General features: G+C 36.0%; 16 protein-coding genes. 8 read left to right on the plus strand and 8 right to left on the minus strand.

What is annotated here, in order from left to right:
- Positions 1 to 786 (plus strand): indole-3-glycerol phosphate synthase TrpC, encoded by a 786-nt coding sequence (trpC, locus tag M0Q20_RS03290; RefSeq protein WP_295058736.1) that lies wholly within the window; start codon positions 1 to 3, stop codon positions 784 to 786.
- Between the two features lie 27 nt (positions 787 to 813).
- Here trpC and M0Q20_RS03295 read toward each other — a convergent pair whose 3' ends face one another.
- Complete coding sequence (locus M0Q20_RS03295; RefSeq protein ID WP_295058737.1) at positions 814 to 1257, minus strand: GatB/YqeY domain-containing protein; 444 nt, start codon at positions 1255 to 1257, stop codon at positions 814 to 816.
- Positions 1258 to 1354: 97 nt separating this feature from the next.
- Here M0Q20_RS03295 and flgH point away from each other — a divergent pair, with 97 nt between their 5' ends.
- Genes flgH through M0Q20_RS03310 form a run of 3 tightly spaced genes read left to right on the plus strand, consistent with a single transcriptional unit; the run spans position 1355 to position 4668 of the window.
- Positions 1355 to 2050, plus strand: a complete 696-nt coding sequence (gene flgH, locus M0Q20_RS03300; protein ID WP_295058763.1) for a flagellar basal body L-ring protein FlgH — start codon at positions 1355 to 1357, stop codon at positions 2048 to 2050.
- On the plus strand, positions 1986 to 3449 hold the full coding sequence (locus M0Q20_RS03305) for a hypothetical protein (RefSeq protein ID WP_295058738.1): 1464 nt from the start codon (positions 1986 to 1988) through the stop codon (positions 3447 to 3449). The genes flgH and M0Q20_RS03305 overlap by 65 nt, the downstream gene beginning before the upstream one ends.
- Position 3450: 1 nt before the next feature.
- Complete coding sequence (locus M0Q20_RS03310; RefSeq protein WP_295058739.1) at positions 3451 to 4668, plus strand: EAL domain-containing protein; 1218 nt, start codon at positions 3451 to 3453, stop codon at positions 4666 to 4668.
- On the opposite strand, the gene M0Q20_RS03315 is transcribed toward M0Q20_RS03310, so the two are convergent.
- Together M0Q20_RS03315 and M0Q20_RS03320 are read right to left on the minus strand one after the other, a co-directional pair.
- Complete coding sequence (locus M0Q20_RS03315) at positions 4649 to 6313, minus strand: SulP family inorganic anion transporter (RefSeq protein WP_295058740.1); 1665 nt, start codon at positions 6311 to 6313, stop codon at positions 4649 to 4651. The genes M0Q20_RS03310 and M0Q20_RS03315 overlap by 20 nt on opposite strands.
- 5 nt (positions 6314 to 6318) lie before the next feature.
- Entirely contained in the window at positions 6319 to 8994 is a 2676-nt protein-coding gene (locus M0Q20_RS03320) for a valine--tRNA ligase (RefSeq protein WP_295058741.1), read from the minus strand.
- A gap of 129 nt (positions 8995 to 9123) precedes the next feature.
- Between M0Q20_RS03320 and M0Q20_RS03325 the strand changes: the two genes are divergently transcribed.
- A complete protein-coding gene (locus M0Q20_RS03325) occupies positions 9124 to 11202 on the plus strand; it encodes an ATP-dependent helicase (RefSeq protein ID WP_295058742.1) in 2079 nt (692 codons plus the stop codon).
- 2 nt (positions 11203 to 11204) lie between these two features.
- On the opposite strand, the gene M0Q20_RS03330 is transcribed toward M0Q20_RS03325, so the two are convergent.
- On the minus strand, positions 11205 to 12743 hold the full coding sequence (locus M0Q20_RS03330; RefSeq protein WP_295058743.1) for a GGDEF domain-containing protein: 1539 nt from the start codon (positions 12741 to 12743) through the stop codon (positions 11205 to 11207).
- A gap of 157 nt (positions 12744 to 12900) precedes the next feature.
- On the opposite strand from M0Q20_RS03330, the gene M0Q20_RS03335 reads away from it, so the two are divergent.
- Complete coding sequence (locus M0Q20_RS03335; protein WP_295058744.1) at positions 12901 to 13446, plus strand: c-type cytochrome; 546 nt, start codon at positions 12901 to 12903, stop codon at positions 13444 to 13446.
- Positions 13421 to 13888 carry a hypothetical protein gene (locus tag M0Q20_RS03340; RefSeq protein ID WP_295058745.1) on the plus strand — a complete coding sequence of 156 codons (468 nt, stop codon included), beginning with the start codon at positions 13421 to 13423 and terminating at the stop codon, positions 13886 to 13888. Before M0Q20_RS03335 ends, M0Q20_RS03340 begins: the two co-directional genes overlap by 26 nt.
- A gap of 10 nt (positions 13889 to 13898) precedes the next feature.
- Here the strand turns inward: M0Q20_RS03340 and M0Q20_RS03345 are convergent, their stop codons facing one another.
- The 4 genes from M0Q20_RS03345 to M0Q20_RS03360 are packed head-to-tail and all read right to left on the minus strand — an operon-like array spanning position 13899 to position 16704.
- The gene (locus M0Q20_RS03345) at positions 13899 to 14678 is read right to left on the minus strand and encodes an EI24 domain-containing protein (RefSeq protein WP_295058746.1); all 780 of its coding nucleotides are present in this window, start codon (positions 14676 to 14678) and stop codon (positions 13899 to 13901) included.
- Positions 14675 to 15199: a YtfJ family protein gene (locus M0Q20_RS03350; protein WP_295058747.1), complete on the minus strand. Its 525-nt coding sequence runs from the start codon at positions 15197 to 15199 to the stop codon at positions 14675 to 14677. The genes M0Q20_RS03345 and M0Q20_RS03350 overlap by 4 nt, the downstream gene beginning before the upstream one ends.
- Entirely contained in the window at positions 15196 to 16137 is a 942-nt protein-coding gene (locus tag M0Q20_RS03355) for a DUF3137 domain-containing protein (protein WP_295058748.1), read from the minus strand. The genes M0Q20_RS03350 and M0Q20_RS03355 overlap by 4 nt, the downstream gene beginning before the upstream one ends.
- 12 nt (positions 16138 to 16149) lie before the next feature.
- Complete coding sequence (locus M0Q20_RS03360) at positions 16150 to 16704, minus strand: LemA family protein (RefSeq protein WP_295058749.1); 555 nt, start codon at positions 16702 to 16704, stop codon at positions 16150 to 16152.
- A gap of 128 nt (positions 16705 to 16832) precedes the next feature.
- Here M0Q20_RS03360 and M0Q20_RS03365 point away from each other — a divergent pair, with 128 nt between their 5' ends.
- Positions 16833 to 18170: a deoxyguanosinetriphosphate triphosphohydrolase gene (locus tag M0Q20_RS03365; RefSeq protein WP_295058750.1), complete on the plus strand. Its 1338-nt coding sequence runs from the start codon at positions 16833 to 16835 to the stop codon at positions 18168 to 18170.
- Positions 18171 to 18172: the final 2 nt, after the last annotated feature.

The following is an 18172-nucleotide window of genomic DNA, read 5'->3' on the forward strand; positions in this document are numbered from 1 at the left end:
ATGATATTAGACGAGATAATAAAAAAAACAAGAGAAGATGTTGTAAAAAGGGAGAGGGAGTTTTCGCTGGATTGGCTTGGACGCTCACTCGCCTTCAATGCTAGGGCTCCAAGAGATGTATTCCCTTATCTGCAAGCTACAGAGCAAGACCCATATAGAGTTATTGCCGAGGTTAAAAAGGCTTCTCCATCTAAGGGTGTAATTCGTGAAGACTTTGACCCTGTAGCAATTGCTCAAAGTTACGAGAGGGGAGGGGCAAGTGCAATTTCAATCTTGACAGAGCCTCACTTCTTTCAGGGTAATCTAGACTATCTGGGTCAAATTAGAAGGTATGTGGGGATTCCTTTGCTTAGAAAAGATTTTATAGTTACAAAGTACCAGATACTCGAAGCTATGGTTCATGGGGCTGACTTTATTTTGCTTATTGCAGCAGCACTTAGTAAGGGAGAGTTAAAAGAGCTTCTAGGATATACAAGACATCTTGGTATGGAGGCGCTTGTTGAGGTACACGATAAGAGTGATTTGATAAAAGCTATCTATGCGGGAAGTGATATTATCGGAATCAACCATAGAAATCTTCAAACATTTGAGATGGATATGAATCTCTCTTATGAACTAATTCCTATGATACCTAACGGTAAAATTATTGTTGCTGAGAGTGGAATTTATGAACATGGACAACTAGAGGATTTAAGTAAAGCCGGTGTTGATGCCTTTTTAGTCGGGGAGTCTTTAATGCGACAAGATGATGAAGAGGCTGCGCTTAGAAAATTGAAGTTTGGTTAAATAGAGATAAGAGAAGAGCATCTTCTCTTATGACAATAACGCCTTTACGCACTCGCTAATTCTTTTTCCGTCAGCTTTGCCGGAGAGCTCTTTGCTTGCTGCTCCCATTACTTTTCCCATATCTTTAGGAGTTGTTGCCCCGACCTTTGAGATTATCTCTTTTAGTGCTAAAGAGAGCTCTTTATCACTAAGCTGTGCAGGCAAGTACTCTTTATAATACTCAATCTCATCAAGCTCCTTTTGCATCAAATCATCACGTCCTGCATCTCTATACTGAGACGCTGAATCATCTCTTCTTTTTACTTGAGACTGTATTATCTTTATGACATCATCATCATTAAGCTCCTTGCGCTCATCTACCTCTATCTGCTTAAAGGCACTTGTTAGAAGTCTGAGTGCATCTCTTTTTTTGCTATCCTTTGTTTTCATAGCATCTTTTACATCTTGATTTATTTTGTCTCTTAAATTCACTTTTTTCCTTTTATATGGAACTATTCTTGCTAGAATTATAACTAATAAATAAGAATCGAAAGAGAAGATATTGAAAAAAACTATTTTAATACTACTAATGCCAATTTATGCTATACTATTTCTTTCAGGGTGTACGGCTAATTTGACTGATCCAGAGATTGATTTTGAACCGCCTAAGTATGTAGAGCAGATGCCATCACGTGAAGATAAAAAAGATTTTACATCTATTGGCAGCATATTTGGTCAGGGGGAGAATCCTCTCTTTACGGATCATAAAGCGATGCATGTAAATGATGTCGTAACAGTCATAATATCTGAAAATGCTCAAAGTTCAAACAGTGGATCAAAACAGCTTAGTGAAGATGATACTATGGGTCTTGGAGGGAGTGCTTTTACTTATGGCGGTACAAGTTCTGCTATAAGTTCCGCAACTAAAAAGTTAAATGATATAGGAAATATAGGCTTTGGAACAAGCTCAAGTAGTGCATATGCGGGGCAGGGAAGCGCATCTAGAGATGCTTCTTTTAATACGACTATTTCAGCTAGAATTGTTAAAGTGCTTGAAAATGGAAACTATTTTATATCGGGCAAAAGAGAGATTTTAGTTGATGATCAAAAACAGATTATACAAATTGGCGGCGTAATACGTCCTTACGATATTGATCAGTATAATAGGATAGAGTCTTCTCAAATTAGTGATGCAAAAATTCTTTATAAAACAGAGGGAGATGTTGATCGTGCAACAAAACAGGGTTGGGGTACAAAAATTATTCAGGCTGCTTGGCCATTTTAGCCTACTTGTTTTATTGAGCATCTCAACGCTTAATGCCCAACAAAGTTTTAAAGATTTTAAAAAATCCCAGATAGACTCTTTTAAAGAGTATAAAGATAAAAGAGATAGAGAGTTTAGCAACTATCTAAAGAGCGAGTGGGAAGCGTACTATCCAAAAGAACCGCAACAATTTTACAAAAAACAAAAACCGGTGGAGATTGAACCGGCTACACCTAAAGTAGTAACTCCCGTAGGTCCAAAAATAAATATAAAGATTAAAGATGATGAGCCGACTAAAGAGGAGCCTTTAGTCGTGCCGGAAGGCAAAGTGGGTGATATTTCATTTGACTTTTTCGGCTCACATGTTGGATTTAGCATTCCAAAGGGGATTAAAGAAGCAAATTTTTATCCGACAAACCAGAGCGGAATAGCAAACTTTTTTGACTCTGCAGCTTTGAGTGATTATGAGCAGCTTCTTTTAGAGATCAATAAAGTATCCAAAGCGATGAATTTAAATGATTGGGGTATCTATCTTTTAGTTTCAAAAATTTCAGATAATGTATATGAAAATATTGACAACTCAAAACTTCTTAGTTGGTTTTTGTTAAACAAGCTCGATTATGCTGTTAGAATCGGTTTAAGAAAGAGGCATGTAGTGCTTATGCACTACTCTGATAAAACAATATACTCTACGCCAAGCTATAGTTTTGGCAAGAAGAGGTACTACCTTATTTCAGATTATGCAAAGAGAGAACCTGAGAGAGTTTTTTCATTTAATCATGACTATCCGGGTTCTACAAAACCTCTTGATTTATCCTTGGAGGCACTTCCTCTGCTAGAGGATAATCTGCAGAGCAAAGTATTGACTTTTTATAACTTTGAGAAAAAGTATGAAATTCCTATAACCTACAATAAAAACCTTATAGACTTCATGGCTTCTTATCCTCAAGCAGATTATGAGACATTTTTTAATGCGCCTATTCAGAGGCAAACTTACAAAGATTTAGCAGCAGCTATCAAAAAACATATTGATGGAAAAAAAGCAAGCGAGGCTATGAATTTTGTACTTAGTTTTGTTCAAAAAGCATTTAAATATGAGCTTGATAGCAAACAGTTTGGCAGAGAAAAAGTTATGTTTGCACAAGAGACTCTCTACTTTGAGAAATCAGATTGTGAAGATAGAGCCATACTATTTTCATACCTCATAAAAGAGCTCTTTGGAGTAAGTGTGCTTGGTGTAAAATATGAAGATCATATGGCAACCGCACTCTATATTCCACTTGATGGGGAGAAAGTAAAAAGCGGCTCAAAAGAGTTTGTTATTGCTGACCCAACATATATAAATGCAACAATAGGCACGGGAATGCCTAAATATAGAAACAAGTTACCGCAAAGTTTTATAACTATAAAGGGTAACTAGCATGCAGGATATATATTATGACTCACTTACTAAGCTTCCTAGTAGATTTGCTTTAATTGAGTATCTGCAAGATTTACAACATGCAAATATCTGCTTAATAGATGTGGATAATTTCAGCAATATAAATAGCGCCTACGGATTTGAAGTCGGCGATACAGTACTAGTTGAGATGGCAAGATTGATAGATATTTGCAAACCGTTTTCATCTAAACTCTTTAGACTCAATTCAGATGAGTTTATAGTTGTATGTACAGAGGTTATGAGTTCAAAAAAACTCTCTGAACTTGCAAGTTCTATTATCTCTTTTTTTGATCAAACAGAGATAGTAGTCTCAGATGAGCTGGAGATTAGAGTATCTGTTAGCATAGGTATATCTATAGGCAAAGGGAGCGATATACTAAATCACGCAAGAACTGCAGTAAAAGAGCTGCGAGAACACAAAAGATCTTCATATAAAATTTATGACCCCAACTCAAGTTTTATAAAAAAACAGCATGAGAATGTATATTGGATTCAAAAGATAAAAGAGGCGTTTGAGGAGGAGAGGCTCATAACATATTATCAGCCTATTGTTGATAACAAAACAAAGAAAATTACAAAGTATGAGTGCTTAATCAGAATATGTGAAAATGGAATTTTAACACCGCCGATAAGATTTATGGAAGCATCCAGATTAACAGGCACTCTCTCTTTAGTTACAAAAACTGTAATTGAGCAGAGTTTTAAAAAATTTAGCGATAGCGAGTATGAGTTTTCAATTAACATTACTAGTACGGATTTGTATCTAGATTACCTAGAGGAGCACCTTTTAAAATGTGTTAAAAAATATTCTATTAGACCCTCAAAAGTATCGCTAGAGATGCTTGAGGATATTAGTACAATTAACACACCTGAAATTTTAGAGCAGTTAAACTCCCTTAGATATCACGGGTTTAAAATCTCTATTGATGATTTTGGTGCTCAAAGCTCAAACTTCTCAAGACTTTTGGAATTTTCACCTGATTATCTCAAGATTGACGGCTCTTTTGTGAAGAATATTTTGAATGATAAAAAGAGTTTGATTATTGTAGAGGCTGTAGTTCTGCTTTGTAAAAAGAGCAATATTAAAATAATAGCAGAGTTTGTCCATAGCAAAGAGGTTCAAGAAAAAATAGAGGAGTTGGGAATTGACTACTCACAAGGATACTATTTCGGAGAGCCTAAAGCTGATCTGCTTTAGGTTTTTGTATCTGAGTAAGGGTATCTTTTGCATATTGTACTGCTTCATCAAATGAGTCAAGTATATTTTTGCTCCCTATTAAAGAGATTATTCCATGTCTTTTTAAATCTTTAAGCACGGAGCTGTTTACGCCTGATAGAAGTAGTTTAACATCTGATTTTTGAAGTATTTTTATCATCTGCTCAAGATCATTTAGGGCCGTAGAGTCCGCAAAAGGAACATGACGCATACGAATAATCAATATTTTGCTCTTAAGCCCTAGCTCCTTTATCATTCCGGAGTACTGTTTAGCAGAGGCAAAAAAGAGTGGACCGCTAATCTCATATATAGAGACCTCTTTAGGCAAATCAGAGTAATCCTCAATTAAATCGCTATCAACCATAGTCGGCGTTTCTATGCCGATATCTGCCATTCTTTTCATAAATAGAAGTGAGGATAAAACAACACCAATCTGTATTGCTATAGTTAAATCAACAAATATTGTAAGCAAAAAGGTATTTAAGAGAACTATAATGTCAAAAGGAGAGCCTTTTAAGATTGAGACAAAAGAGCGCCATTCGCTCATGTTGTAAGCTACAACAATTAAAATACCGGCAAGAGATGCCATGGGGATAAGTTTTGCATAGTTTGCAAATATAAGCATAATCAAAAGCAGAGTTAAAGCATGCACGATGCCTGCTATTGGAGTTCGTCCACCGTTTTTTATATTTGTTGCAGTTCTAGCTATTGCTCCGGTTGCTGCAATGCCGCCAAAGAGAGGAGTGAGTATATTTGCCACGCCTTGTGCTATAAGCTCCGTATTTGAGCGGTGGCTACTACTTATCATACCATCGGCTACAACAGCAGAGAGAAGAGACTCTAATCCGCCAAGAAGTGCAATAGTCAGAGCCGGAGCAATATAAATATGAAGAGTAGTAAAATCAATATCAGGAATAGAAAAACTAAAACTGTTTGGGATTTCGCCAAAAAACGACTCAATTGTAGAGACGGGAATATTTAGAGTTTGGACAATAATCGTGATAAAAATTATCGCAACAAAAGAGCCGGGAATTTTAGTTGTTATCTTTTTTGAGTATATTGTTATTAAAATTGTTGCGATAGTAAGCATTACTGCGTAGAGATTGGCTTCATTTACGTGAGAGAAATAATATACCCATTTTTGAAAAAACTCAGAGGGTAGTTGTTCAACATTTAACCCAAGTGCATCTTTAATCTGCGAGGAGAAGATAATAACGGCGATTCCACTTGTAAAACCGACAATAAGCGGATGAGGAAAATATTTTAAGAGATTTCCTAATCGTAAAAGCCCAAAAACTATCAGAAAAAATCCTGCCATCATGGTAGAGATAATCAGCCCGTCAACCCCATACTCTTGTACAATTGCGTAGATTATTACGATAAATGCTCCGGTAGGACCGCCGACTTGGACTCTGCTTCCGCCAAGAAGAGAGATTATAAAGCCTGCTACTATTGCGGTAATGAGACCTTTTTCAGGGGATACACCCGAGGCTACTGCAAATGCAATTGATAGAGGAAGAGCAACAATGCCTACAACAATGCCGGCAAAGATGTCTGAGAGAAGTTGTTCTTTGCTTATCCCTGATTTTATTAGAGTAAAAAGTTTAGGTTCAAAAAGCTTGCTCATTTATCTTAGTTTTTAAGTAAATCAAGCTGTTGCATTACTTTTTTTTGCTTATCTATCGCATCAGCCAGCGCTTCACGATTTTTAGCTAGAACATCTTCGGGTGCATTTGCAACAAAACGCTCATTGTTTAACATACCGGAAAACTTATCTATCTCGCGTTGCAGTTTTTCATCTTGCTTTGTTAAGCGGTTGATAATCGGTGAGAGATCAATACTTTGTGTCGGTATAAATGTCTCACACTTTTGGGAGATATCACTTATTGCATTTTCTACTTTAGAGTTAGTAAACTCTACAGTATCGACTTTAGCAAGTCTTAGTATAAAAGGTTTCATGAGCTCTTGCTCTTTTTCATTTATATTATCTATCTTAACATATGCCTTCTCTATCTTTTGGTTTGCCAAATCTACTAAAACTTTAGCACGCCTGATAGAGACTATGGTATCCATGATTATCTCAAATCTTGCTTCATCTTTTAGACGTTTTTTTGTTTTATATGGGTACTTCTTAATCATAATCGACTCTGAGGATTCAAGTGAAGTGCCGCTTAGCTCATGGTAGAGATACTCTGTAATAAAAGGCATAAAAGGGTGAAGCAGTTTCATAGCCTCCTTGAAAATCGCTCCAAGCTCTACAATAGCGCCTTTATCTGCTTTGCTTAGCTCGATTCCCCAGTCGCAAAACTCATTCCATATAAAACGGTAAAGTGCAGTTGCCGCATCATTAAATCTGTAATCATCCAAGCATGAGCGAACTTCCGCTGTTGCTACGTTTAATCTTGAGAGCATGTAGCGTCCAAGAGGAGACTCAACGCAAAAACCTTTTAAATCAGGAAATGTATCTACGTTCATTTGTAGAAACTTTGCCGCATTGTAGAGCTTATTTGTAAAGTTGCGGTTTTGTTCGAGCTTATCCGTGCTCATTCTTATATCACGCCCTTGTGCGGCACTGATTGCCAGAGTAAAACGCAAGATGTCGGCACTATATTTCTCTACCATGTCAAGAGGGTCGATTACATTGCCTTTTGATTTAGACATTTTTTGCCCATGCTCGTCACGAACAAGAGCATGAAGATATATATGATTAAATGGCAACTCGCCTATAAAACTCTCCCCCATCATCATCATTCTAGCTACCCAGAAAAAGAGAATGTCAAAGCCAGTTATGAGAAGAGAGTTCGGGTAAAAATCTTTCATATCTTGTGAACTAAATAGTTTGTCCATATCAACATCGCCATTGCAATCCAGGTTGTCCCTCTCTGGCGCTTCGCACCATTCACCTTGACCCCAGCCAAGAGTAGAAAATGGCCAAAGAGCGGAGCTAAACCAAGTATCTAGCACATCTGGGTCTTGAGAGATGTTTTTTGAAGCGCACTTTGGACATGTATGCTCTTCATCTTTTAGACTTGCCCACTCATGCTCACAATCCCCGCAGTAAAATACAGGAATCTGATGTCCCCACCAAAGCTGACGTGAGATACACCAATCTCTTAGATCGCCCATCCATGCGTTGTATGAGTTTATCCAATGAGGAGGGAAAAATTTTGCTTCGCCGTTGTTTGTTTTTTCTATAGACTTCTTTGCAACTTCACTTCTTACAAACCACTGTTTTGAGATATAAGGCTCTACTATATTTTTACATCTGTAGCAGTGACCTACTTGATGTTTGTGATCTTCGATTTTTACTACAAAGCCTTCCTCATCAAGTCTTTTTACAATAATATCACGCGCTTGGAGTCTCTCTAAACCTTTAAACTCGCCTGCGTACTCGTTTAAAATACCCTTTTCGTCAAATACTGTAATAAACTCCAAGTCATGGCGTTTACCGACTTCGTAGTCATTTTGGTCATGTGCCGGTGTAACTTTAACAACGCCGGTTCCAAAATCCATATCAACATGTTCATCAGCGATGATAGAGACTTCTCTCTGAAGAAGTGGAAGTTTAATTTTTTTACCGATTAAGTGTTTATAACGCTCATCCTCTGGATGAACCATAACTGCAGTGTCGCCAAAGTATGTCTCAGGTCTTGTCGTTGCAACTTCAACAAAGCCGCTTCCATCAGCAAAAGGATACTTTATATGGTAAAACTTACCATCATGGTCTTCATGTTCAACTTCGATGTCGCTAAGTGCACCGTCATGCGTACACCAGTTTACCATATAGTTTCCGCGAACAATTAAGCCTTGATTATAGAGATGAACAAAAGCCTCTTTTACAGATTTTTGAAGTCCGTCATCCATAGTAAAGCGCTCACGCTTCCATGCAGGAGTTACTCCCATTTTACGAAGCTGGCTTGTCATGATTGTGGCAGATTCTGCTTTCCACTCCCAAGCACGCTCTAAAAATGCGTCTCTTCCGATTTCTTCTTTTGTAGTACCCTCAGCAAGGAGTTGCTTCTCTACTACATTTTGTGTTGCAATTCCCGCATGATCGGTTCCCGGTTGCCATAGAGTTTTATAACCATCCATACGTTTATAGCGAGTGATAATATCTTGAAGTGTAAATGTAAGTGCATGACCTATATGAAGACGACCTGTGACATTAGGAGGAGGCATCATAATGGAGAAGTTTTTCCCCTCCTCTTGAATACCCTTGTTAGAGTCTACTTCAAAGTAGCCTCTCTCTTCACAGATTTTATAAAATGCATCTTCTGTTATGTTTGGTTCATAGCTCTTTTGTGACATGTAGTTGACCTTAAATCATATAAAATATTTTTGCGATTATATCCAAAAAGATGTGATGGGTCACTTAAAAGAAATGGACACTGAAGCTAATGATAGTATAATTGCACTTTTAGTTTTATAGGAGTTTTTTTGCCACTTTCGCGTTTAAATGAAGAACAATATCTAGCAGCCACATCCTCAAGTGAGCAAAATCTTATTATAGCCTCTGCCGGAACAGGTAAGACTTCGACAATTGTCGGAAGAATTGCATATTTATTAAACAAAGGCATAAAACCTGCAGAGATTTTACTTCTTACTTTTACAAATAAATCAGCCGCAGAGATGGTTCAAAGAGTTGCAGATTTTTTTGGTAAAGAGGTGGCTTCTAAGATAGATGCCGGAACTTTTCATGCGGTAAGTTATAGGTGGCTTAAAAAAGATGATAAAAGGGTTGTCTTAAAGCAGCAAAGAGAACTAAAGACGCTCTTTAGAAGTGTTTATGAAAAGCGCTCCTTTGGTCATATAGGAGCAGAAATTTCCCCATATGGCGGAAATTATCTTTATGATGTTTACTCTTTTTATCAAAACACAGAGTTAAATAGTAATTTTGAAGAGTGGGTTGAAAATAAGTATCCCGAACATGAACTTTTTGCGATGATTTATGCTGATATTGTAGATGAGTTTGAGGCTCTTAAAAAAGAGTATGGATTTGTAAACTTTAATGATTTGCTTTTAAACTTTAGGAGCATGTGCAAAACAAGAGAGCTTGGATATAAGGAGGTGCTTATAGATGAGTACCAAGATACAAACGCGCTTCAAGGCACGCTAATTGATGCCATTAATCCTCCTTCACTATTTTGTGTCGGCGATTATGACCAGAGCATTTATGCTTTTAACGGGGCAGATATCTCAATTATAGGTACATTTTCTACAAAATTTCCTGATGCAAAAGTTCATACCCTGACAAAAAATTATCGCTCAACCGTACCGATTTTATCTCTTGCAACAAAAGTAATAGAGCATAATGAAAGAATTTACCCTAAAAAACTTGAAGTCACACGTACTTACGATGCACACCCTCCAAGACTCCTCGCTTATGATGAGCTCTTTGATCAGTATCATGACATAGCGTACAAGATAAACAACACGCAAACTCCAAAAGAGGAGATAGCAGTCATCTTTAGAAACAACTCCTCGGCTGACGGCATAGAAGTAGGGCTTCGTGAGCTTGGAATAACATGTAAGCGAAAAGGAGGCACTAGCTTTTTTGATTCGCGTGAAGTAAAAGCAGTTCTTGACTTTTATACTCTTTTGGTAAATGAGTCGGATATGATGTCTTTTATACACCTTTTTGAGTTTGTAAGAGGTATAGGCAGTGCCATGGCAAAAGAGATATTTATAGCACTTAAAACTTTGGGGCATGGAAGTATATTTTACGGGCTTTATGCACCTGATGAATCTATTAAAAATCCATTTGAAAAACGAAAACTAAACCAGCAGCTTGGGTTATTTGATGATTTTTTAGAGCTTGGAAGCGTGGGTAAGTTTGCAAAACTTGGTTTTGAAGATAAGTTTATGCGTAACCCTATTTTAAAACATCCAAAACTAACAAAAGATAGTGCCACATTTTTGCATGATTTTTATCTTCTGTTTCGTGATTTAAAAGGTATTAAACAGCCCCGTATAATTGTCACTAAGATAACATCTTCTGCTATTTATAAATATATAGGAGAGATACTCTCAAGCAAAAGAGCCATGTTAAAAGACGGCACTGTCGATGAGAAACAAAAAGCTGACTCACTCTCTAAAATAGCCAGAAAGATGGTTCTTTTAGAGGAGCTATCAAAGCCATATAGTGAGCATGAGAGATTTTTAAATGCAATGATTTTGGGTTCATCAGATTTAACACAGGGTGAGGGTGTCAATCTTCTTAGCGTGCATGCTTCAAAAGGGTTGGAGTATAAAGAGGTCTATATAGTTGACTTAATGGACGGTCGTTTTCCAAATAGAAAACTGATGCAGCGCGGCGGCTCACTAGATGAGGAGAGAAGGCTTTTTTATGTAGCAGTCACTCGCGCAAAAGATATACTTTATCTCGCTTATGCAAAGTATGACAAGATAAAAAAAATCAACTTTTTACCCTCTCAGTTTCTATATGAAGCCGGACTAGTTCCAAAAGATGAAGCCTATAGGGCAATGGTATTAAAAGAGGAGGAGAAAGAGGAGTAAGCTTAAGATTTGTGCTTATAGACTACAACTTGATTACGCCCTTTTTGCTTAGCTTCATATAGTGCTTCATCTGCAAACTTATATATTTCATTAGTAGTAAAGAGTAGATTAGGTTCGATAATAATAACCCCCATGGAGACTGTTAAGTATCTGCTTGCTCTATTTTTTTCATGTTCTATTTTTTCATCTTCAATATTTTCTTTTATAGTGTTAGAAAAAGAGAGTGCTTCTGCATGATTGATACCGATACATAAAATCCCAAACTCTTCACCTCCAAGCCTAAAAGCCATATCACCGGCTCTTTTAAGAGACTCTTTTAGTTTTTCTGCTACTATTTTTATAACATTATCTCCTTCATGATGTCCATACGTATCGTTATACTGTTTGAAAAAATCTATATCTAAAATAATAAATGCTAGCGGCTGTTTTGTTCTGCTTTGTATCTTTAGATTACTCCCAAAAACTTCATCAAAGTATCGTCTATTATATAAAGAGGTCATAGAGTCAGTAATGGTCATCCTGTGTATCTCCTCTATAAAACTTCTATTTTTGCGATAAAAAATTCCATTTATGTATATAATAAATAAAATAGCGATAAGCCCTGTTAAGATTACATAAATTGAGAGTTTATTTGCCTCTTTGAGTCTGTTGTCAAGACTTTTTTCTAACAGCGCTATATTGATATCATAAAGAGCAATTATAGAATTAATGTTTTTGGTAGTTAGTTCAAAAATTTTATTTGGATCAGGAGGCACACTCTTAATATTAAGCAGATGTTTTTCTGTAAATTCTATAATATTACTTTGCGCCTTTTTCATCTTTAAATGAGGCTCTCTCATGTCAATGTTTTGCTCTGTTTTATATAAAATAGCGAGATTAAATTCCAATTTTTTTAAATTCTCTTTGATTTTGTTTAGTTGTATAGCAAAGTACTCTTTTTGTTGCTTTGTTAATTTTCTATCTTTTGTGCTTGTAGCAATTGCTCTTATTTGTCCACTATACTCTATAAGTTGTGGTAAAAGGTAGAGTACATTATCAACCATAACATAGGAGTTTAACTCTGAGTCAAGTACAAGATTGCATTCATAAGAGATTTTACTGGAGTAGTTCATCAGCTCCTCTATTATTTCAGATAAATAGTTAAAGCCAGCAGTCTTTAAAAAATCTTTCTCAATAGAATCAATAAAGCCAAGTAGCTCGGCTTTAAGCGGTGTCTTTTCATTTTGAGCGCCAATTTTTTGCTGTAGCAACATAAAGTTTTTTGAGACTTTCTCTTTTATAAGCTCTAGCTCTTTTGTTGAGTCTGCTGTTGGAGTTTGAATACATGCCAAACCTCTTAGTTTTTGAATATTAAAAACACTATTTTGAATCTCTTTTATTGTCTCTAAGCCTGTTATCTCTTCTGTTATAAATTTTAAATCTTTTTGCACCTGTAAAAAGGCATATGTAAATATTACGACAACACCTAATATAGGCATTATAGTTATTAGAATAAAATATTTAAAGTTATTTTTTCTTTTAAGAGAGTTTATCTTATTCATATCCGTTTTTTCCATTGGTTGTATAACAATTTTTAACTATTCTATCTCTAATTATCTAAAAAGAATAATTTTAAAAAAATTAGATATAAAATGTTAATAAAAATTTTATTTTAGAGTTTAAAAATTAGAGTATAATGCGAAAAAAAGGAGATTATTAATGAAAATATTAATATCAGCGATCTTAGCGTTATTTTTAGTCGGTTGTAGCAGTGAGAGTAAAGAGGAGACTCAAGACACATCAACTCAAAGCATAACTCAAAGTGCTAAAGAGCTTAAGAGTGAAGCAGAGCAAGAGGCACAAGAGCCAAAAGAGGAAGTAGTTGAAAAAGCACAAGAAGCAAAAGAGGCTGTTTCCCAAAAGACACAAGAAGCAAAAGAGGCTGTTTCCCAAAAGACACAAGAGGTAAAAGAGGCTGTTGTAGCTAAAACTAAGGAGATAGAAGAAGCAGTTACAGCACCTAAGGTAGATGCTGCGAAGATGTATCAGGTATGTGCAGCATGTCATGGTCCAGATGCTTCAAAGCCGGCTCTTGGAAAATCTCAGATTATTAAAGGTTGGGATGCTAAGAAAATAGCAGATTCACTTCACGGGTATAAAGATGGAACATATGGTGGTGCTATGAAAGGCATAATGGTAGGTCAGGTATCTAAACTCAGCGAAGATGAGATAGAAGCACTTGCAGAGTATATCTCAAAACTATAAACTATTTGGCCTAGCTTTTTATGCTAGGCTCTTTTTACTTCTTTTAATTTTTGCCTTTACCGGATGCGATTCTAAAATCTATACAAACATCCATGATAAAAATAAAATAGGTCTCTCGTTTAAAAAGTTAGAAATTATTGCAAATGATAAGTTTTCTAAAGATAGTGCAACGGCTATAATTCAAAAAAAAGGTTTTAACATCGAGAAATCGAGTTACAAACTAAGAGTCGAACATAGAGATTACACAAAAGCATGTACAAATCCACTCTCAAAAACATCTTCAGATTATAGTTATGACGGTCTGGTTGTAGCAGAGCTTTTTTATGAAGATAAAAAAATCTACACCGCATATATGGACTACAAAGGGGAGAAAAGCGAGAAACTCTTTGCCTCTTTAATTCAAAAAATGTTTGATGATATGAAAATAGAAAAAATCAATTAACAGTTTAGTTCTAATTTTCTCTAATTTTTTTAACCTCTAGAAAATAGGTATGTCCCAAATAAATCACAAAAAATATAGCCCCAAAAAATATTGCAAAAGGAACTAGGGAGAAAAGATACAGAAGCAGCGTCTTTACTCTTAATCTATTTGCGTTAAAGTAGCTTATCTGCTTGCTCTCTTCTTTAGTGCAGATGTTTGATGAGACATCAAAAGTGAGCATCTTGTGAAAAAAGTAGTATAGCGGTATATTGATTGCCACAATGTTTACAAGCGGTATAAAGTAAAAAGGTATAAGCAAAACAAAGAGCAAAACCATGGTCGCTGTCCACTTCAGAGCTAAAAAGATTGCAGAGATAGGGTTTGAGTAACCTATCATCTCTATATCCATGTAGTGTCTTTTTTGAAGCTCCTTTAAGACTAACGGTGTTAAAAAACCGATGATAATTATTGCAACAAATATGGAGGCGTATATTGTTAAAAATCCGCCAATGGCGTAGATGAAAAATGTTGCCAGCCAAGAGGTCACGGCATAGCTCATAAAAAATTTCATAATTGCCGAGCCTTCAAGCTTTGCCTCTATAGTCTCTGTGTGAGGAATACCGTCTTGTATAGTTGTTTGTGAGCTTTGAACATCTAATGAACCAAGTTGCTCAATCCCGATGCCGGCTATTACAAAAAAGAGAATATACATAACAATTAAACTAATAATAAAAGGCAAAAGAGCATATTTGAGCATTTTAGGGGTTAAAAAATCTTTTATGCTAAGAAGAAATATCTTTTGTTCGTTCATTGTAGATTCTCTTCTATGATACTAAACGCTTTTTGCATCTCATCTTGGCTGATTTTTCCGGATTTGTAAAATAGAAGCTTTGAGTCTTTAGAGAAGATAAGTATGTTTGATGCATCATCTTCTAATCCCCACTCTTTTACTAAAACACTCTTTTTGTCTTTGACATATATGGTGTCGGGAAACTCTTCTTGTTTACTCTTTAAAAGGGACTCTATTACAACATTTGGTTTCCAAGTTGCTGCAAGATTGACGATTGCAATCTCCCCATAGTTGGTTTTATCATAGCTCTTCTCATTTAACTTTTTTGAAAAATGCTCGTTTGTGTCTTTCTCATCAGGGTCTATGTAGAACATTACATATACTTTATCTTTAATTATTGATGAGTTCCAAGCAGTGCCGTCACTTGCAAGACCTCCATTTTCTGCGTCGATAACTACATTTTTTAGAGTATCGTTTATAGTAACTGCCCATACGTTTATGGTAAATATAGCCAAGAAGAGAATTGCTGTTTTTGTTGTCATGTTTTGCTCCACAATCTTTGATTTAGTTTTAACTCTTTTACAACGCTTATGGCTAGATGCAGAGTCTTTATATACTCCATGGCCACCTTATACTCCAATAAAGAGCTAAAAATAGAGGGCTCAAAGAGATCTTTTTCATAGCTTATTGCCATATATATATTTGCACCGATAAAGGAGATATAGATATCATGTTTTGATTTTTCTTTAAAGAAAAGAAGCTTTTTCATTAGTGCATTAGATAGTATGTACCTTGCTTCGACTTGATCGCTAGAGTAAACTACAAACTCTTTTTCAAACTCGGTGTCATCCATTTTTACAAGCTCATCTCTTGAGATGTTATTTGATTGTAGCCAGTGACCTATAAGAGATCCAAAACTGTTTTGAGCAGTATCGGGCAGAACTACCGTCTCGCCGTAAAAATGTTTGTTAAAATCTGCAACTAAAAAAAGACCCTGAAATAAAGTGCTCCAACTCTCTTTGCCTCTTGAGTTTTTATGCCTTTTTTGGGCATGAATGTCTGAAAACTGTATGTTAATGTTATCTATTTTTCCCTTTACATAGTCGTTTCCACTTAGTCTGTCGGGCTTTGAGAAAAGGTTTGAGTGCTCAAATAAGTAGTCTGAGACGTGCGTTGTAGATGAGTAGAGCAAGGAGTTGTCGATTGCATGAATGAGCGGTTTTATTACGTTTAGTTTAAATTCATGGGTATAATCTTTTATCAAAAACTTATATATAATTGTCCCTAGAACTATATATGCAACTAAGATAAATTCATAAAAATCTCCTATCGCATAAGCAATTAGAGCAAATAAAAGAGTATAGATAATCGAGATAAGAATCATTCTCTCTTTTACTTTTTTTCTCTTATCTTCAAGATTTTTCAGAGTAGGAAATAGATTCTTATAATAAAAATCCGTAAGCTCGCTTACACTTTTCATCTAAGTAAGCCTTTAATTAAAAAGCTCTTTAACATTTATGTTTTTGCGTTGGCTCTCAACTATCTCAAATACCTCTTTTTGCTTGTAGCTCATAAGCGAAGCCATATAGTTTGTAGGTATCATCTCAATTGCATTGTTATAGTCTGTTACGGCTTGATTATATGCACGTCTTGCGGCTGAAATCTGCTCTTCAACTTCATTTAGAGTACGCTGAAGATGCATTACGTTTTCATTTGCTTTTAATTCAGGATAGTTCTCAACAGCTACCATTATAGAGCCAAGAGCGGAGCTTACTTTTGCATCTAGAGTTATTTTTTGCTCATCGCTGATATTTGGCCTGTTTGCTTCTGCGCGAAGTTTTGTGACCTCCTCTAGAAGCGACTTCTCATGCTCCATATATTTGTTCACCGATGCGACAAGGTTTGGGATGAGGTCGTAGCGTTTTTTAAGAACAGTATCAACACTTGCAAATATATTTGTAACCTGATTCTTCTTTGCAACGAGTGAGTTGTACATTAAAATTAGGATAAGAGCAATTACTATAAGAATTATAAGCGGTGTTGACATGTAGGAATCCTTCTGTTTATATAAAAGTAGTTTATCCAAAAAGAGTTAAGATTTTGTTTTTGTTAATGTGGCGATATTACATAAAATATGCTATAACGGTATATGATTTTTGTATTAGGAGATAAACGATGTTTAAAAAGCTACTCTCAAGCAAAAGATATTATGCAAAAGATGATATTAGAGAGGATGATGAGCAGAAGTATTACAGAAGCAGTTTTCATAAAGATTACGACAGAGTAATATTTTGCAACTCCTTTAGAAGACTCTCAAAAAAGACGCAGGTTCACCCGCTCTCAAAAAACGACCATGTACACAACAGACTTACACACAGCTTGGAAGTCGCAAGTGTAGGGCGAAGTCTCGGGCTTAGAGCAGGGGAATTTTTAAGTAAAAGATACCCACAAATGGAGATAGACCCTTATGATGTGGCGTATATTATCCAGACGGCATGTTTGGCTCATGACATCGGAAATCCGCCTTTTGGACATGCGGGAGAGGAGGTTATAAAAGAGTGGTTTAAGAGCAACAAAGAGAAGAGTTTTTTAAAGGAACTACGAGTAGATGAGCTTGAAGATTTTATCCATATTGACGGAAATGCTCAAAGCTTTAGAGTCGTGAGTCAGATAGAGAACAACCTTTTTAACGGTGGAATGAGGCTTACTTTTGCAACACTGGGTGCTTTGGTAAAGTATCCTCACGACTCAAGCAGATGTGAACATCTGGGCAAATCAAAGTTCAACTTTTTTCAAAGCGAAGCGGAGTTCTTTAAGACTCTATTTTTAGAGTTAGGACTTGTTGAGAGAGACGGCTCATATAAAAGGCATCCACTCTCATACCTTATGGAAGCAGCTGATGACATCTGCTACGGGCTTTTGGATCTGCAAGATGCAGTTGAGTTAAAAATCATAACGCTTCAAGATACAAAAACTATCTTTACTCTTCTATGCTCAAAAGAAGAGGTTAGTAAGATATATAAGGATGATAGATACTCTGATATTAAAAAAATCTCAAGACTTGTTGCTATCTCGATTCATAACTTGGCCGTGCATACAATGGAAGTGTTTGAAGATAATTTTGATGCAATTATGAGTGAAAAGCAACCAAAGAATTTGATAGAGCTTTTTACAAACAAAGAGTACAAAAGAGCCATAGAAGAGGCAAAAAGTCTTGCTAGCAAAGAGATATTTAACGAAAAAAGAAAGATAGAGCTTGAACTTGGAGCGTACAATATCATTGAGACGCTATTAGATAACCTCATACATGCAACATACGATTTTTACAAAAAGGGTGATGAGGAGAAGCTATCTTTTAGATATAAACGTGCTTTAGAACTTATGCAAGAAGATAGACCTCAAAAGGGAGAGAGTCTATATAACATGTATCAAAGAGTTGTTGACTATATAGTTGGAATGACGGATAATCATGCAAAGTATGTTGCAAATCAGCTAAATGGGATGGGGATTTAAAT

It is taken from the genome of Sulfurimonas sp., from assembly GCF_023229025.1.
In the GTDB taxonomy this organism is placed as follows: Bacteria; Campylobacterota; Campylobacteria; order Campylobacterales; family Sulfurimonadaceae; genus Sulfurimonas.

Bases quoted from the DNA above. Each gene is read 5' to 3' on its own strand.
- M0Q20_RS03320 (WP_295058741.1), bottom strand. From the start codon at position 8,994: ATGTCACAAAAGAGCTATGAACCAAACATAACAGAAGATGCATTTTAT.
- M0Q20_RS03335 (WP_295058744.1), top strand. From the start codon at position 12,901: ATGAAAATATTAATATCAGCGATCTTAGCGTTATTTTTAGTCGGTTGT.
- M0Q20_RS03330 (WP_295058743.1), bottom strand. From the start codon at position 12,743: ATGAATAAGATAAACTCTCTTAAAAGAAAAAATAACTTTAAATATTTT.
- M0Q20_RS03365 (WP_295058750.1), top strand. From the start codon at position 16,833: ATGTTTAAAAAGCTACTCTCAAGCAAAAGATATTATGCAAAAGATGAT.
- M0Q20_RS03310 (WP_295058739.1), top strand. From the start codon at position 3,451: ATGCAGGATATATATTATGACTCACTTACTAAGCTTCCTAGTAGATTT.
- M0Q20_RS03350 (WP_295058747.1), bottom strand. From the start codon at position 15,199: ATGACAACAAAAACAGCAATTCTCTTCTTGGCTATATTTACCATAAAC.
- M0Q20_RS03315 (WP_295058740.1), bottom strand. From the start codon at position 6,313: ATGAGCAAGCTTTTTGAACCTAAACTTTTTACTCTAATAAAATCAGGG.
- flgH (WP_295058763.1), top strand. From the start codon at position 1,355: ATGCCAATTTATGCTATACTATTTCTTTCAGGGTGTACGGCTAATTTG.
- M0Q20_RS03345 (WP_295058746.1), bottom strand. From the start codon at position 14,678: ATGAACGAACAAAAGATATTTCTTCTTAGCATAAAAGATTTTTTAACC.
- M0Q20_RS03355 (WP_295058748.1), bottom strand. From the start codon at position 16,137: ATGAAAAGTGTAAGCGAGCTTACGGATTTTTATTATAAGAATCTATTT.
- M0Q20_RS03305 (WP_295058738.1), top strand. From the start codon at position 1,986: ATGTTGATCGTGCAACAAAACAGGGTTGGGGTACAAAAATTATTCAGG.
- M0Q20_RS03360 (WP_295058749.1), bottom strand. From the start codon at position 16,704: ATGTCAACACCGCTTATAATTCTTATAGTAATTGCTCTTATCCTAATT.
- trpC (WP_295058736.1), top strand. From the start codon at position 1: ATGATATTAGACGAGATAATAAAAAAAACAAGAGAAGATGTTGTAAAA.